The 15,559-nt window shown below is 64.5% G+C and carries 11 protein-coding genes and 2 pseudogenes; 1 reads left to right on the plus strand and 12 read right to left on the minus strand.

Translation table 11 applies throughout. The features are described 5' to 3' along the window. The first annotated feature begins 3 nt into the window (after nucleotides 1-3). Nucleotides 4-930, plus strand: coding sequence for a 2-hydroxyacid dehydrogenase (locus JWR98_RS02020; RefSeq protein ID WP_205489210.1), 927 nt, complete (start codon nucleotides 4-6; stop codon nucleotides 928-930). A 79-nt stretch (nucleotides 931-1,009) separates the two neighbouring features. Here the strand turns inward: JWR98_RS02020 and JWR98_RS02025 are convergent, their stop codons facing one another. The 12 genes and pseudogenes from JWR98_RS02025 to JWR98_RS02080 form a co-directional block, all read right to left on the minus strand. Beyond that, nucleotides 1,010-2,095: a tartrate dehydrogenase gene (locus JWR98_RS02025; RefSeq protein WP_205489211.1), complete on the minus strand. Its 1,086-nt coding sequence runs from the start codon at nucleotides 2,093-2,095 to the stop codon at nucleotides 1,010-1,012. A 13-nt stretch (nucleotides 2,096-2,108) separates the two neighbouring features. Further along, a pseudogene (locus tag JWR98_RS02030) lies at nucleotides 2,109-3,567 on the minus strand (NAD-dependent succinate-semialdehyde dehydrogenase). 117 nt (nucleotides 3,568-3,684) lie between these two features. Then, nucleotides 3,685-4,842 carry an acetylornithine deacetylase gene (gene argE / locus JWR98_RS02035; protein ID WP_205489212.1) on the minus strand — a complete coding sequence of 386 codons (1,158 nt, stop codon included), beginning with the start codon at nucleotides 4,840-4,842 and terminating at the stop codon, nucleotides 3,685-3,687. After that, the gene (locus JWR98_RS02040) at nucleotides 4,839-5,990 is read right to left on the minus strand and encodes an NAD(P)/FAD-dependent oxidoreductase (protein ID WP_205489213.1); all 1,152 of its coding nucleotides are present in this window, start codon (nucleotides 5,988-5,990) and stop codon (nucleotides 4,839-4,841) included. The genes argE and JWR98_RS02040 overlap by 4 nt, the downstream gene beginning before the upstream one ends. Next, nucleotides 5,987-7,364: pseudogene (locus JWR98_RS02045) on the minus strand (FAD/NAD(P)-dependent oxidoreductase). The gene JWR98_RS02040 and the pseudogene JWR98_RS02045 overlap by 4 nt, the downstream one beginning before the upstream one ends. Then, a complete protein-coding gene (locus tag JWR98_RS02050; RefSeq protein WP_078733863.1) occupies nucleotides 7,346-7,654 on the minus strand; it encodes a (2Fe-2S)-binding protein in 309 nt (102 codons plus the stop codon). The pseudogene JWR98_RS02045 and the gene JWR98_RS02050 overlap by 19 nt, the downstream one beginning before the upstream one ends. Then, nucleotides 7,651-9,492 carry an ABC transporter ATP-binding protein gene (locus JWR98_RS02055; RefSeq protein WP_078733864.1) on the minus strand — a complete coding sequence of 614 codons (1,842 nt, stop codon included), beginning with the start codon at nucleotides 9,490-9,492 and terminating at the stop codon, nucleotides 7,651-7,653. Before JWR98_RS02055 ends, JWR98_RS02050 begins: the two co-directional genes overlap by 4 nt. Nucleotide 9,493: 1 nt before the next feature. Continuing rightward, nucleotides 9,494-10,369, minus strand: a complete 876-nt coding sequence (locus JWR98_RS02060) for an ABC transporter permease (protein ID WP_078733865.1) — start codon at nucleotides 10,367-10,369, stop codon at nucleotides 9,494-9,496. Next, nucleotides 10,366-11,322, minus strand: a complete 957-nt coding sequence (locus tag JWR98_RS02065) for an ABC transporter permease (RefSeq protein ID WP_205489214.1) — start codon at nucleotides 11,320-11,322, stop codon at nucleotides 10,366-10,368. Before JWR98_RS02065 ends, JWR98_RS02060 begins: the two co-directional genes overlap by 4 nt. Before the next feature lie 13 nt (nucleotides 11,323-11,335). Next, entirely contained in the window at nucleotides 11,336-12,973 is a 1,638-nt protein-coding gene (locus JWR98_RS02070; protein WP_003174931.1) for an ABC transporter substrate-binding protein, read from the minus strand. A gap of 95 nt (nucleotides 12,974-13,068) precedes the next feature. Then, on the minus strand, nucleotides 13,069-14,343 hold the full coding sequence (locus JWR98_RS02075; protein WP_003174932.1) for an NAD(P)/FAD-dependent oxidoreductase: 1,275 nt from the start codon (nucleotides 14,341-14,343) through the stop codon (nucleotides 13,069-13,071). A gap of 19 nt (nucleotides 14,344-14,362) precedes the next feature. Beyond that, nucleotides 14,363-15,031: a haloacid dehalogenase type II gene (locus JWR98_RS02080; RefSeq protein WP_003174933.1), complete on the minus strand. Its 669-nt coding sequence runs from the start codon at nucleotides 15,029-15,031 to the stop codon at nucleotides 14,363-14,365. Nucleotides 15,032-15,559: the final 528 nt, after the last annotated feature.

Raw genomic sequence — 15,559 nt, forward strand, 5'->3', positions numbered from 1 at the left:
CCCATGGCCTTGCTCTACAAAGCCGACCCGGTGCGCGGCCAACACTGGCAGGCGCTGTTCGCCGAACACGCGCCCGATATCGAATGGCGCGCCTGGCCGGACATCGGCAACCGCGCCGACATCGAGTACCTGGCCGCCTGGCAGGCACCGGACGACGTGCAGCAGGTACTGCCCAATCTGAAAGTGTTGTTTGCCTTATCGGCCGGCGTCGACCAACTGGACCTGTCGCGCCTGCCCCCCGAACTGCCGGTGGTGCGCCTGCTCGATCCCGGCATCACCCGTGGCATGTGCGAATACGCCAGTTGGGCCGTGCTCAGCCTGCACCGCGACATGCTGCGCTACCGCCAGCAACAGGCTGCGCGCTGCTGGCAGGCGCACCTGCTGCAGCCGGCGGCGAATCGGCGCGTCGGTGTGATGGGGTTGGGGACGCAGGCCCAGCAGATTCTGACGACCTTGGCGCCGCTGGGGTTTGCCTTATCGGGCTGGGCGGGCAGTGCGCACCAATTGGCGGGCGTGACGTGCTACGCAGGCGAGGCACAACTGCCGGCGTTTCTTAGCCAGTGCGATATTTTGCTGTGCGTGCTGCCATTGACCGAGCAGACCCAGGGTATTCTCAACCGGCGTCTGTTTGACCAACTGCCCCGTGGCGCGGCATTGATCAACATGGGCCGTGGTGGGCATCTGGTGGAGGCGGATCTGCTCGAGGCGCTGGGCAGCGGGCAATTGAGTGGTGCGGTGCTGGATGTGCTGCAGGAAGAACCGGCGCCGCACGCGCATCCTTTCTGGGATCACCCGCAGATCCTGCTGACACCGCACATTGCCGCGATGACCCAGCCGGCGAGTGCGTTTGGGGTGTTGCTGGAAAATATCCGGCGGTTCGAGCGCGGTGAGGCAATGGTGGGTGAAGTGGATCGCCACAAAGGCTACTGATGCCTGGAGATCAAAAAAGTGGGAGGGGCGGTGCGACGATTCGACTTGCTCCCTCCCACATGTTGAAGCGTGCCCGCTTTTAGGGCTGGAGCCTTTCGGCAATCGCCAAACCCACCTCCTGGGTCGAGCCCCGCCCACCCAAATCCGGCGTCACCTGCCCCGCCGCAATCACCCCTTCAATCGCCTGCAAAATCCCATCATGCGCGGCCCGGTAACGCTCGTCGCCATGGCCGAGGAAATCCAGCATCAACGCCCCCGACCAGATCATCGCAATCGGGTTGGCGATGTTCTGCCCATAAATATCCGGCGCCGAACCATGCACCGGTTCGAACAACGATGGGAAGCGCCGTTCGGGATCCAGGTTGGCCGACGGCGCAATGCCGATGGTGCCCGCACAGGCCGGCCCCAGGTCGGAGAGGATGTCGCCGAAAAGATTCGACGCCACCACCACATCGAAGCGGTCCGGCTGCAGCACAAAGCGCGCGCACAGGATGTCGATGTGCTGCTTGTCCCAGCTCACCTCGGGGTAGTTCGCCGCCATCAACGCGGTGCGCTCATCCCAGTAAGGCATGCTGATGGAGATGCCGTTGGATTTGGTCGCCGCCGTCAGTTTTTTACGCGGACGAGTCTGGGCCAGGTCGAAGGCGAACTTGAGGATACGGTCGACGCCGCGCCGGGTGAACACCGACTCCTGCAGCACGAATTCATGGGCGGTGCCTTCGAACATCTTGCCGCCCACCGATGAGTATTCGCCTTCGGTGTTTTCACGGATCACCACGAAGTCGATGTCCCCCGGTTCGCGCCCGGCCAGCGGGCACGGCACGCCGGGGAACAGGCGCACCGGGCGGATGTTCACGTACTGGTCGAAGTCGCGGCGGAACTTGAGCAGCGACCCCCACAGTGAGATGTGATCCGGGACTTTGTCCGGCCAGCCCACCGCGCCGAAGTAGATTGCGTCATAGCGCTTGAGCTGCTCGAACCAGTCGTCGGGCATCATCTGCCCGTGCGCCAGGTAGTAGTCGCAGTGAGCCCAGTCGAGCACGTCGACGCTCAGGTTCAGGCCCCAGACTTTGGCCGCCCGTTCCAAAACCCGCAGGCCTTCAGGCAAGACTTCCTTGCCGATGCCATCGCCGGCAATCGCGGCGATTCTGAATGTTTTGCTCATGGAGCCTGCCTCGCTAGTTCAACCCGCCAATGTGGAACGCCTTGATCTCAAGGTATTCATCCAGACCGTACTTGCTGCCCTCACGTCCCAGCCCCGACTGTTTGACGCCGCCAAACGGCGCGACCTCCATGGAAATGATCCCGGTATTGAGCCCGACCATGCCGAACTCCAGGGCCTCGCCGAAGCGCCACGAGCGCTGCAGGTCCTGGGTGAAATAGTAGGCGCCCAGTCCGTACGGCGTGGCATTGGCCAGGGCCAGCGCCTCGGCTTCATCGGTAAAGCGCAGCAGCGGTGCCACCGGGCCGAAGGTTTCTTCGTTGGCCAGCAGCATGCCGGCGTGGCAGTCACCGAGCACCGTGGGTTGCACGAATGGGCTGTCACCGGTGGGGATCGCGCCGCACAGTAAGGTGGCGCCCTGGCCCAGGGCATCGTCGATGTGCAGCGCGACTTTGCTCACCGCGGCGGGGTTGATCAACGGGCCGATGGTCATGCCCTCCTCCAGGCCATTGCCGACCTTGAGCTTGCCCACCTCCTGCACCAGCCGCGCGGCGAACCGTTCGTAGATCCCGGCCTGCACCAGGATGCGGTTGGCGCACACGCAGGTTTGCCCGGCGTTGCGGAACTTGCTGATCATCACCCCGGCCACCGCCTGCTCCAGGTCGGCGTCATCGAACACCACAAACGGCGCGTTGCCGCCCAGCTCCAGGCTCAGGCGCTTGATGTGTTCCGCGCTCTGGCGCATCAGCAGGCGGCCGACGGCGGTGGAGCCGGTAAAAGAGATTTTGCGCACCGCCGGGTTGCCGGTCAGTTCCCCACCGATGCCCGCGGCAGCCCGGTGATCACATTGAACACGCCGGCAGGAATCCCCACGCGTTCGGCCAGCACCGCCAGGGCCAGGGCCGACAGCGGCGTGAGGTCCGAGGGTTTGACGATGATCGGGCAGCCGGCGGCCAGCGCCGGTGCGCATTTGCGTGTGATCATCGCGTTGGGAAAATTCCACGGGGTGATGGCGGCGCACACGCCCACCGGCGGCTTGAGGGTCAGCAGGCGGCGGTCGCCGCTGGGCGCCGGCATGGTTTCGCCGTAGACCCGTCGTGCTTCCTCGGCGAACCATTTGACGAAGCCGCGCCGTAGCGCACCTCGCCCTTGGCTTCATTGAGCGGCTTGCCCTGTTCACAGGTCATGATCAGTGCGAGGTCATCGAGGTTATCGAGCATCGCCTGGTACCAGCGCTCCAACAGCGCCGCGCGTTCGGCGGCCGGGCGCGCGCGCCAGGCCGGCCAGGCACGTTCGGCGGCAACGATGGCGCGGCGCGTGTCCACCGCCTCCATGGCCGGCACCCGTGCCAGCAACTGGCCCGTGGCGGGGTCGTGGACGTCCAGGGTCGCGCCGTTGTCGGCGGCGATCCATTGGCCATCCACATAGGCGAGTTCAGCCAACAGGCTGGGGTCTTGCAAGCGAGTCGTGAGCATGGTCGAGTCCTGATCCGAGACACGTTCCAGTCTAGGGAGGTGCCACGGATGAGGATGCCGAAAGCGCGATCCAGGCAGTGTGCCGTGCTGAAATTGAGCCGCGGACGGCAGGCTCTGCTACGCCGTAAGCGAGCCGAGCAAGCCTTGCAGAAAGCGTTCACCGGCGTCCATCTGGCTGATCTCGATAAACTCATCGGGCTTGTGCGCCTGCTCGATGGAACCGGGCCCGCACACCACCACCGGTACGTCCAGGCGCTGCTTGAACAAGCCGCCTTCGGTGCCGAACGAGACCTTCGAAGTCCCGGTGCCGGGCGCAGCGAATTGCTTGAGAAAACGCACCGCTTCGACGCTGGGATGGGTGTCCAGGCCGGGGTAGATATTGAGGGTTTCGATCTCGATGGCCGCCACGCTGGAGAGCTTCCGCGCCTCACGCACGATGACTTCGGCGCGCTCGCGCATCTGCTCCAGGAACGCGTCCAGGTCATCGGCGGGCAGGTTGCGCACTTCGAAATCCAGGGTGCACAGGTTGGGCACGATGTTCAGCGCCTTGCCGCCGACAATCTGCCCCACGTGCACGGTGCTGTAGGGCACGTCGTAGTCGGTGTCCTGGGCCCCGTGGTGTTGCAGCTGCCGCTGGCTCTCACGCAGGGCGGCGATAAAGTCGCAGGCCACATGGATGGCGTTGACCGAGCGCGGCGCCAGCGACGAATGTGCCTCCAGGCCACGACAATAGGTGCGGTAGGAGCCCTTGCCCTTGTGGCCCAGCACGAACTGCATGTTGGTCGGTTCGCCGATCACGCACAGAAACGGGCGCACCGGCGCCAGGTGCAGCACATCGAGCAGGCGCCGCACACCGACGCAACCGATTTCCTCGTCATGGGACAACGCCAATTGCAACGGACGGTTCAGCCTGTGGCCGGCGGCGTCGAGCAAGGCGTCGATGGCCAGGGCGATAAAGCCCTTCATGTCGCAACTGCCACGTCCATAGATGCGCCCGTCCTTCACGGTGGCGGCGAACGCGGGAACGGTCCACGCCTGCCCCGCCGCCGGCACCACGTCGGTGTGCCCGGAGAGCAGCACACCGGGTTGGTCCTTGGGCCCCGTGCCGGCGAACAGGTTGGCCTTCTTGCCGCTCTCGTCCTTGACGATCAGCGACTCGATGCCGTGGCTTAGCAAGAGATCGCGCACGTACTCGATCAAGGCCATGTTCGACTCGGACGACACCGTGTCGAACTCCATCAGTGTTTTCAGGATATCCAGTACGCGGGGCTTCATGAGGCCTGGCTCCGTTGGGCGGCAAGGGCAAAGCGGGTGATGGAAAACGGCGCGATCGGCGTGCTGGTGCTGCCGGTGGCGAGCAGTTCGGCCATCACATCGCCGACGCCGGGGCCGAGCTGGAAACCATGCCCGCAAAAACCGAACGCGTAGTACAACCCGTCAACCGTGCCGCTGGCGCCCATTACCGGCAGCGAGTCCGGCAGATAGCCTTCGATGCCGCTCCACACGCGGATGATATTGAGGTTGCCCACCCCCGGCAGCAGCCGGCGCATCTGGCTGATCTGGTTGAGGATGCTGCGCGGTTCCACATAAGCGCGGCGGTTGAGCATGTCCGGTTTGCTGCGATAACCGCCGCCGATGACGATATTGCCGCGCGGGATCTGGCGGAAGTAGATCACTTCTTCGGGGATTTTGGTGTACACGCCGATGACCGTCGGCAAAGCATAGGGCACCGGCTCGGTCACCGCCATCTGCGGGCCGTGGGTGTCCAGCGGCACGGGCTCGCCGAACTGCGCCGAGAGTTTCTGGCCCCAGGCGCCGGCGGTGATCAACAGCTGCGCGGCCTGGAATTGGCGGCCGTCGGTGGTGGTGATCTGGAAGTCGGCGCCGATCTTGCCCACCTCGGCCACCTCGGTACGTTCTTCAATCTGCGCACCCAGGCGCAGCGCCGCGCGGGCAAAGGCCGGCGCCGCCAGGCGTGGGTTGGCGTGGCCATCATGGGGGGCGTAGGAGCCGCCCTTGACGTTCGGGCCGAGGAAGCCAAAACGCTGACGCAGCTCGGCACCGCGATAAATCTTCAGGTCCAGTTGCTCGGCTTCCGGCGCGGCCGCGTAGGCCTCAAGCTCGGCGATTTCATCGTCGCAATAACACACGCGCATATGCCCGCTGGGGATGAACTCCAAGTCGTCGCCGATCAATTCCGGCAGGCGTTTCCACAACGCCCAGGAGCGGTTGGCCAGGGCCAGTTGCCCCAGGAAGCGGCCCTGACGGCGCACATTGCCGAAGTTGACGCCGCTGGCGTATTGGCCGATCTGGTCGCGCTCGAGCAGGATCACCGTCTGCCCGCGCCGACGCAGGAAAAACGCGGTCGCCGAGCCCATCACGCCACCGCCGACAATCACCACATCAGCTTTTTGCACGCTCATGGCGAGACCTCCTCGGTGATCAGCATCGATAACGGTTTGACCGGCGCCTGACCACGCTGGCGCCCGACCTCCTGCACCTGCACGCCGGCAGCGGCGGCAATCACTTCGGCCCCGGCCTGGGAGCAATAACGGCCCTGGCAGCGGCCCATGCCGACCCGGCTGAACGCCTTGGCGCGATTGACTTCGCAGGCGCCCTTCTCACTCACGGTACGGCGCAATTCGCCGGCGCTGATCATCTCGCAGCGGCACACAATGGCGCTGTCGGGCAGCGCCCTGGCCTGTTCGCCGGGCCACGGGAAGGCCTGAGCCAGGCCGAGGCGAAACTGGTCCATCACCGCCAGTGCCTGTTGTTGTTCAGCGCGCAGGCCGCTGTCCAGCGGCTGGCCCAGGTCTTCCAGCAGCGCCAACGCCACCAGGCGCCCAGCGTGCTCGGCAGCGTCGGCACCGCGAATCTTTGCACCGTCACCGGCCGCATACACGCCCTTCACCGAGGTGCGGCCGGCGTCATCGGTGGCAGCCACCATTGGCTGGAAGCGTGATCAAACGCCATCGCGCAACCGGCCAAATCACCCAATTGGGTTTCCGGGCGCAGGTGATAACCCAGCGCCACCGCATCGGCCTGGACCGTCTCGGTGCGGCCGCTGCCGGTGCTGAACCGCACGCCCATCACGCCAGTGGCCGCATCGCCCAGCACCTGCAACGGCTTGATCCCCAGGTGCACGGCGACCCTGGCCCGGTACAACTGCGCCAGCAGCTTGATCCCGGTGAACAGCACACCCGGACGCGCCAGCAGCTTGGGCAAGGCCTTGATCCGCAGGCTCAACGGCGAGGTATCCAACACCGCCGCCACCTCGGCGCCAGCCTTCACGTATTGGCTGGCGACCAGGTACAGCAGCGGCCCACTGCCCATGAATACCACGCGATGGCCGATGGACACGGCCTGGTTTTTCAAGGCGATCTGCGCCCCGCCCAGGCTGTAGGTGCCCGCCAGTTGCCAGCCCTCGATGGGCATCATGCGGTCGGTGGCGCCGGTGCAGAGGATCAGCGCGTCGTAGTCCACCGTGCTGTGGCGGCCCTGGCTCACGCAGCACAACTGCCCCGGCGTGAGGTTCCATACCAGAGTGTCGGGGCGATAGTCGATGGCACCGCGCAGGCGGTCGAAACTCTGGTGCAAGGCCTGGGCCTTGGCGGCTTCGCTGCCGTAGAGGGTGCTGTAGTCGCGGGTAAAGCCTTCGGGCTGACGGCGGTAGATCTGCCCGCCGTCGCGGCGGTTTTCGTCAATCAGGATCGGCTTGATCCCGGCCGCCAGCAGGGTTTCTGCGCAACGCACGCCGGCCGGCCGGCGCCCACGATAACTACCCGTGCAGTGGCCATGTTGCCTCCGGTTGTGTGGTGACGATGTCCAGCCCATCGCGGACTTCATTGGAACAGGCGCGCAGGCGTTCGCCGCTGCGGGTCCACACCCAGCAGTCCTGGCATGCGCCCATCAGGCAGAAACCGGCGCGACGCCCGCTGTCGAATTCCGACTGGCGCAACGCGTTGCCGTGGGTCAGCAGCGCGACCATCAGGGTGTCGCCCTGCAGGGCCTCGACGGCCGCGCCATCCACGGTCAGGCTGACCGTCGGCCGGCCCTGTTCGGCCAGCCTCACAAAACGCCCTTTCATGCATAGGCTCCCAAGTTCATGGTGGTGACGCCGTGCTGGGTATCGAGCAACTGGGCGCCGTCGTGATGGCAGAGGATTTCACTGCCGTTGTCCAGGTTGCGCCGGGGTGGCGCGGTGCGGTTGCACAGGCCGTCGACACGCACCGGGCAGCGATTGAGGAAGGTGCACAGTTGCGCCACATTCGCCCGCTCGCCCAGCGCCGGCAGGCTGTCGCATGCCGTGCCGCAGGTTTCCAGCCAGCCTTGGCGCAACTCGGGCACCGAGTGAATCAACAGGTCGGTGTAGGGGTGGAACGGTGGCTCGGCAAACGACTCGCGGCTGCCAGCCTGCACCTTGTGGCCGCTGTACATCACCACAATGTCGTCGCACAGCGCACGCACGGTGGAGATGTCGTGGCTGATAAACAGGTAGGACACGCCCAGTTGCTGGCGCAAGTCGCGCAGCAGTTCGAGGATCGCCGCGCCCACCACGGTGTCGAGGGCCGAGGTCACCTCATCGCAGAGAATCAGGTCCGGCTTGGCCGCCAGTGCGCGGGCCAGGTTGACCCGCTGCTTTTGCCCGCCGGACAACTCGTTGGGGCGCCGTTCGGCGAGGTCGCGTGGCAGGCGCACCAGGTCGAGCAGTTCACCGATACGCGCCTGCAGCGCCGCGCCTTTGAGGCCGAAATACATTTTCAACGGCCGACTGATGATGGCCGCCACGCTGTGCATCGGGTTGAGCGCGGTGTCGGCGTTCTGGAACACCATCTGGATGCGGCGGAATTGTTCCGGGGTGCGCTCGGCAAGGCTGCCGCCCAGCGGTTGGCCGTCGAACGTCAAACCGCCGAGGGCCGGGGTCAGCAGCCCGGCCACCACACGCGCCAGGGTGGATTTGCCGGAGCCCGACTCACCGATCACGCCAATGGCCTGGCCGCGTCGCACGGTCAGCTCGATGTCTTCGAGCACCCGAATGCTCGGCATGCCTTGCAGGTTCTTGTTGCCGTAGCCGGCGGTCAGGCCGCTGATGGTCAGCAGCGGTGCGTCTTCGGCCACCCCGCACGGCGGGCGAATGGTGGTGTCCGGACGTGCGGCGGCCAGCAGGCTGCGGGTGTAGGCGTGGGCCGGGGCCTTGAGCAGCGGCGCGGTGGCGCTTTGCTCAAGGATCTGCCCGCCGTTGAGCACCACGATCTGGTCGGCCATCTGCGCCACCACCGCCAGATCGTGGGACACGTACACCGCCGTGGCGCCGCGCTCGCGCACTACGCGTTTGAACGCGCGCAGCACGTCGATCTGGGTGGTCACGTCCAGCGCCGTGGTCGGCTCGTCGAGCACCACCAACAGCGGGTCGCTGATCAGCGCCATCGCCGCCATCACCCGTTGCAGTTGCCCGCCGGAGACCTGGTGCGGGTAGCGTTGGCCAATGCGCTCCGGGCCCGGCAGCGCGAGGTCGCGGAACAGCCCGATCGCCTTGGCGTACAACTCGGCCCGGGTGCCCAGGCCATGGATCAATGCGCCCTCCACCACCTGGTCGATCAGTCGTTTAGCCGGGTTGAACGCCGCCGCCGCGCTTTGAGCGATATAGGAAACCCGGTTGCCGCGCAGGCCTTGCAGCTGTTTTTCATTCAGGGTGAGCATGTCGTGCTCACCGACCCGCACCACACCGCCGGACAGGCGACAGCCGCGCCGCGCATAGCCAAGCAGCGCCAGGGCGATGGTGGTCTTGCCCGAGCCGGACTCACCGATCAACGCCAGTACTTCACCTTTTTCCAGGGCAAAGCTCACGCCCTTGACGATCTCTACCTCGCCGCGCTCGCCACAGGCGACGACGCGCAGGTCTTCGACGCGAATCAATTCGCTCATTTCAATGGCCTCCCGTGCGTCGACTGCGTCTGGACGACAAATAGTCGATCAGCAGATTCACACCGATGGTCAGCGTGCCGATGGCCAGCGCCGGAATAATGATCGCCAGCGCCCCCTGGTTGAGGCCGCCGATGTTTTCCCGCACCAGCGAGCCGAGGTCGGCATCCGGCGGTTGCACACCGAGGCCCAGAAAGCTCATGCCGCTGAGCAGCAGCACGATGTAGCCGAAACGCAGGCCCAGGTCGGTCAGTACCGGGTTGAGCATATTCGGCAGGATCTCCATGCACGCCACGTACAAGCGGCGCTCGCCTCGGGTGCGCGCAACCTGCACGTATTCCAGCGCCTCGATATTGACCGCCATGCTGCGCGCCACGCGGAACGAGCCGGGGATGTAACTGATCACGGCCGTGCAGATCAGCAGCGTCACCGATGAACCGAATGCCGAGACCATGATCAGCGCGAGCATTTTGCTCGGGATCGAAATGAAGGCGTCCATGATGCGGCTGATGATTTCGTCCAGCCACTTGGGCGAGACCACCGACAACAGCGCACAACCGGTGCCTAACGTGCTGGCCAGCAAGGCCGCCACCAGCGCCAGCCCGACGGTGAAGCGCGCGCCCACCAGCACGCGACTAAGCATGTCGCGCCCCAGGTAATCGGTGCCGAATGGATGCGCGAGGCTGAAGCCTTCGAAGATGTTGTCCGAGACCACTTCGCCCACCGGATGTGGCGCCAGCCACGGACCCAACAGCGCCACCAGCAGCCAGGCCACGCACACCACGCCACCCACCAGGCCCAGCCAGGACGGGCCGCTGGAGACCTTGGCCAGGGCCAGCGCGGAGGACACCGGCTTGGACTTCGCAATGAGGTTGTTCATTGGTTTCTCAGCCTCGGGTTGGAAAGAATCGCGCACAGGTCGGCCAACAGCACCAGGCCCAGGTAAGCGGCGCAGAACAACATGGTGCAGGCTTGCACCAGCGCCATGTCGCGATTGGTCACGGCATCGACCATCAAGCTGGCAATGCCGGGATAGTTGAAGATGGTTTCGACGATCACCACCCCGCCCAACAGGTACGACAGGCTCAGGGCGATGGCGTTGGCAATCGGTCCGATGGCATTGGGCAAGGCATGGCGCAGCACGACGCGGATCGGGCTGACGCCCTTCAGACGCGCCATTTCCACGTAGGCGCTGTCGAGCTGGTCGATCACGGCGGCGCGGGTCATGCGCGCCATTTGCGCGACGATCACGCAGCACAGGGTCATCACCGGCAAGGCATAGGTGCGCATGAATTGCAGCGGTGAGCTGATGTCGCTGGCGTAAGACAGCGCCGACAGCCAACCGAGGTTGACCGCGAAAATCAGCACCGCGAGAGTCGCCACCAGAAACTCCGGCACGGCGACCATCGCCAGCGTGACAAAGCTCAGGCAGCTGTCGATGCGCCCGCCCCGGCCCATCGCCGAGCCGATGCCGAGCACCAGTGCCACCGGCACCGAGACCAGTGCCGTGGCGCCCGCGAGCATCAGGGTGTTGGGCACCCGGCCCGCCATCAGTTCACCCACGGGCATGGCGTTGGACACCGACACGCCCATGTCGCCGGTGAGCAGGCTCATCAACCAGTGCAGGTAACGCAACACACCGGGCTGGTCCAACCCCAGTTTCAGGCGCAGGGCCGCCACCTGTTCAGGGGTGGCGAACTGGCCCAGGGATTGTTGCGCCGCGTCCCCCGGCAGTACCGCCGTGATCGCGAACACGACCATGGACACGATCAACAAGGTCACGACCCCTGCGCCGAAGCGCCGGCCAATCAACCACAGTGTCTTGCTATTCATCGCACTGCCCTCCTCAAGCGTCCAGCCACACCTGCTCGGCGAACATGTAGCCCATGAAGCCGCCCAGCGGGTTGCTGTCATAACCCTTGATGCGTTGGTCCACGCCGTCGATGTTGCTGATGAACACCGGCACGCCGATACCGCAGTGATCGTGCACCAGGGTCTGCATGTCGCCATACATTTTGGCGCGCTTGGCGTCATCGGTTTCGCCACGGGCGAGCATCAGCAATTGGTCGAACTGGTCGTTCTGCCAGCCGGACTCGTTCCACGGTGCCTTGGACTGGAAGAACTGCGAGAACATCACGTCGGCATTCGGCCGTGGGTTGATGTTGCCGAAGCTCAAGGGGTGCTTCATCCAGTGGTTGGACCAGTAGCCGTCGCTGGGCAGGCGGTTCACATCAAGCTTGAGCCCGGCCTGCTTCGCCGATTGCTGCAACAGCACAGCGATGTCCACCGAACCGGTCGCGGCCGGTGACGCCATCAGCGGCATGGTGATGCTTTCCATGCCGGCTTTCTTGAGCAGGAACTTGGCTTTTTCCGGGTCGTAGACCGTCTGCGGCAGGTCGGTGTTGAAGTAACGCGAACCCGGCGCGATCGGATGGTCGTTGCCGACCACGGCAAAGCCACGGAACACCGCCGACTTGACCTGCTCACGGTCCAGCAACAGCTTCATGGCCTGGGTGAATTCCGGGCTTTTGCCGGGCAGTTGGTCCTGACGGATGATCAAGTCAGTGTAGTTGCCCGACGGCGCATCGACGACGCGGTGTTTGGCGCTGGCCTTGATACGCGTAGTGGAGCGTGGGTTGACCTCGTTGATCATGTGCACATCGCCCGACAACAGCGCATTGACCCGCGACGGCTCGTCGCCGATGGCGATGAACTCGATCTCGTCGAGGTACGGCAGGCCTGGCTTCCAGTAGTTCTTGTTGCGCACCGCAACCGAACGCACACCGGGCTTGAACTCGCCGACGGTGAAGGGGCCGGTGCCGATGCCTTTATTGAAGTCGGTGGTGCCCTCGGGCACGATCAACAGGTGCGACACGGCGAGGATCGACGGCAACTCGGCGTTGGGCGCGCTGAGGCGGATCTGCACTTCGTTCGGCCCGCTGGCCTTGATTTCGGCGAACTGCTCCAGCAGCGCCATGACTTTGGAACCGGTGATCGGGTCCTTCTGACGGACCAGGGAGAACACCACATCGGCGGCGGTCAGCGGCTTGCCGTTGTGGAAGGTCACGTCCTTGCGCAAGGTGATGGTCCACAGAGTGGCGTCGGTGTTGTCGATGCGCTCGGCCAGTTCCAGTTGCGGCACCAGGTGCTTATCGAAGCGGGTCAGGCCGTTGTAGAACATGTAGTGGCGCACGTAGTCGGTGGACAGCGCGCCCTTGGCCGGGTCGAGGGTGTCGGCGGTGGAGGTGGACATGCCCGCCACCCGGATCTTGCCGCCGGGCTTGCCTTTGCCGGCCGCTGTCGCTTCATCGGCGAACACCTTGCCGGCGGCACCGAACAGGCTGCCCGCGCCGGCGGCGGCCACACCGGCCACGCCAAGCATCTGCAAGGCGTGGCGGCGTGACATGCCGCGATTGAGGCTTTCGAAGACCCGCAGGCTGTCTGCGCCGGAGATCAGCTCAGGGGTGTTTTTGTTGTCAGTCATAGCAAGGCTACCTGTCGATAATCGGAAGAATCGAGTGCTCGCGGATGTCCGGAGCGTCCTGGAAACGCAAACGACGGTGACGCAACAACGGCAACTCAGTGCAAATAGTCCTGGAAGCGGTAATAGGCACCCACAAAGGGCAGGAACCAGGGTTTGCCGAAATGCCCGGGAATCGCCGGCCACTCAAGGTCCCGCCAGGGGTTGGCCGCGGCATTGCCGGCCATCACCTCGGCCATCACCTGGCCCATGTGCACCGACATCTGCACGCCATGGCCGCTGTAGCCCATGGAATGGAACACGCCGCCATGCTGGCCGGCGCGGGGCAGGCGGTCGGACGTCATGTCCACCAGGCCGCCCCAGCAGTAGTCGATCTTGACCTGGGCCAACTGCGGGAACATGTTCAGCATCGCCGCCTGCAGCACCTTGCCGCTCTTGGCGTCGGAGACGCTGTCGGACATCGCAAACCGTGCACGTCCGCCAAACAGCAGCCGGTTGTCCGGGGTGAGGCGGAAGTAATTGCCGATCATGCGGCTGGTCACATAAGCCCGGTGCTGGGGCAGCAACTGGTCGATCAGGGCCTGGGGCAAGACTTCGGTGGCGATGACAAAACTGCCCACCGGCACAATGCGCCGGCGATACCAGCCGAGGTCGCCATGCTGGCAAGCACCAGTGGCCAGCAACACTTGCCCGGCATGCAGCGAGCCTTTGGCGGTGTTGACCTGATAGCCGCCGGCCCTGGCCTGCCAGTCCTTGACCTGGGTGTGTTCGTAAATCATCGCCCCACGCCGCGCCGCCGCTTCGGCCAAGCCGACACCAAAGCGACCGACATGCATCTGCACGCCGTTGCGTTGCAGCAAGCCACCGTGGAACTGTGCCGAATTGACTTCCGTCTGGGTCTGTTCGGCGCTGAGCAACTCGACGTTGGCATCCACCTCCCGGCGGATCAGCTCGCAGGTGCGGGCCAGGCCTTCGTAATGCATCGGCTTGGCCGCCAGCTTGAGTTTGCCGTTGCGCACCAGGTCGCAGGCGATCCCTTCCTGCTCGACCAGCGACACCACCGTCTGCACGGCACTTTCATAGGCCTGGTAATAGGCACGCGCCCTGGCGGCACCGAGGCTGGCATGCAACCCGGCGTAATCCTGGGCGACGCCGGTATTGCACTGCCCGCCGTTGCGCCCCGAGGCTTCGCCGATCACGCGACCGGCGTCGAGCACCACCACACTGGCGCCCTTGAGCGCCAGCGCCCGCGCCGCCGCCAGGCCGGTGAAACCGCCACCGACCACGGCCACATCGACCTGCTTGGGCAAGCCGCCCAGTTGCGCACCGGTAAACGCCGGTGCGGTGTCGAGCCAATAGGATTCGCTGCCCATGTCGTGCCCCTTGTGTGCGTTACAGACCGACCAGCGCCGGCAGCCCACCGATATCGGTGATCTGCTGGTAACCGAAGAAGGCATTGCCCGGGACTTCATGGCCACGGGCAACGAATGCCTTGTGCTTGATCTTCATGTCATGGGCCGGCATCAGGTCATAACGGAAGCTGGACGACACATGCAAGATGTCTTCCGGGCCGCAGCCGAGGTTGTCGAGCATGAACTCGAAGGCCGCCAGGCGCGGCTTGTAGGCCTGGGCCTGTTCGGCGGTGAACACCTTGTGGAACGGCGCGCCGAGCTTGTCGACGTTGGACATGATCTGACTGTCGCTGGCATTGGAGAAAATCACCAGGGGAATCTTGTCGGCAATCTTCGACAGACCGGCCGGCACATCCGCATGGGGGCCCCAGGTCGGCACGGCGTCGTAATACAGTTGGCCTTCCTCGCGGTAATCGATACCCCAGCGTTTGCAGGTACGGGCCAGGGCGGTCTTGAGAATTTCATCGTAGGGGCGCCAGTCGCCCATGACCTGGTCGAGGCGGTAGGCCGAGAAGTCTTTGACGAACTGATCCATCTGTTCAGGCTTGATGCGATCGGCGAACAGCTCGCGGGTCATGGTGCCCATATGGAAGTTGGTCAGCGTACCGTAGCAGTCGAACGTGATGAATTTGGGACGAAGAAAGCTCATGGAGTGCGGTCCTGAAGGTCGTTTAAGGAGACAAGCGTTCGCTGCCCTGGCGGCGCGTCGGCCTCGTTGCAGCACAGCTTCATTACACCACTGTGAAATCAGCATATGCCGTCTAAAACGACCCGCACTCAATACAAACCACCGTTTTGGTGGCTGGGCTCAGCAGACTTTGCGGTGCGCGCCAGGCTTGGGCAGAGCCTTTGTTTGTGCGCTTTTAGAGGGCTTTTGAGGTGGGGAGGCTCAAGGATGGGGGGTGTGGGCGGCAGAAAGTATTGAGTGCATATCCGTTTCTGCGGTAACGGCGGATATTGGCTGCGCCCTTATGTATGCAGATCAAAATGTAGGAGGGGTGGTGCGACGATTCGACTTGCTCCCGATGGCGGCCTGACAGCCGACCAGGATGGTGGATCAGATTGAGTACATATCCATTTCTGCGGTAACGACGGCTATGGGTTCCGCCCTTACGGCGGGTCACTTTTGGAAGAGCGCCAAAAGTAACCAAAAACGCTTCGCCCCAACACTCGGCAC

This window comes from Pseudomonas lactucae (assembly GCF_016937615.1).
GTDB lineage: Bacteria > Pseudomonadota > Gammaproteobacteria > Pseudomonadales > Pseudomonadaceae > Aquipseudomonas > Aquipseudomonas lactucae.

Coding starts and splice junctions, on each gene's coding strand:
- JWR98_RS02020 (WP_205489210.1), top strand. CDS start 4: ATGGCCTTGCTCTACAAAGCCGACCCGGTGCGCGGCCAACACTGGCAG.
- JWR98_RS02025 (WP_205489211.1), bottom strand. CDS start 2,095: ATGAGCAAAACATTCAGAATCGCCGCGATTGCCGGCGATGGCATCGGC.
- argE (WP_205489212.1), bottom strand. CDS start 4,842: ATGAAGCCCCGCGTACTGGATATCCTGAAAACACTGATGGAGTTCGAC.
- JWR98_RS02040 (WP_205489213.1), bottom strand. CDS start 5,990: ATGAGCGTGCAAAAAGCTGATGTGGTGATTGTCGGCGGTGGCGTGATG.
- JWR98_RS02050 (WP_078733863.1), bottom strand. CDS start 7,654: ATGAAAGGGCGTTTTGTGAGGCTGGCCGAACAGGGCCGGCCGACGGTC.
- JWR98_RS02055 (WP_078733864.1), bottom strand. CDS start 9,492: ATGAGCGAATTGATTCGCGTCGAAGACCTGCGCGTCGTCGCCTGTGGC.
- JWR98_RS02060 (WP_078733865.1), bottom strand. CDS start 10,369: ATGAACAACCTCATTGCGAAGTCCAAGCCGGTGTCCTCCGCGCTGGCC.
- JWR98_RS02065 (WP_205489214.1), bottom strand. CDS start 11,322: ATGAATAGCAAGACACTGTGGTTGATTGGCCGGCGCTTCGGCGCAGGG.
- JWR98_RS02070 (WP_003174931.1), bottom strand. CDS start 12,973: ATGACTGACAACAAAAACACCCCTGAGCTGATCTCCGGCGCAGACAGC.
- JWR98_RS02075 (WP_003174932.1), bottom strand. CDS start 14,343: ATGGGCAGCGAATCCTATTGGCTCGACACCGCACCGGCGTTTACCGGT.
- JWR98_RS02080 (WP_003174933.1), bottom strand. CDS start 15,031: ATGAGCTTTCTTCGTCCCAAATTCATCACGTTCGACTGCTACGGTACG.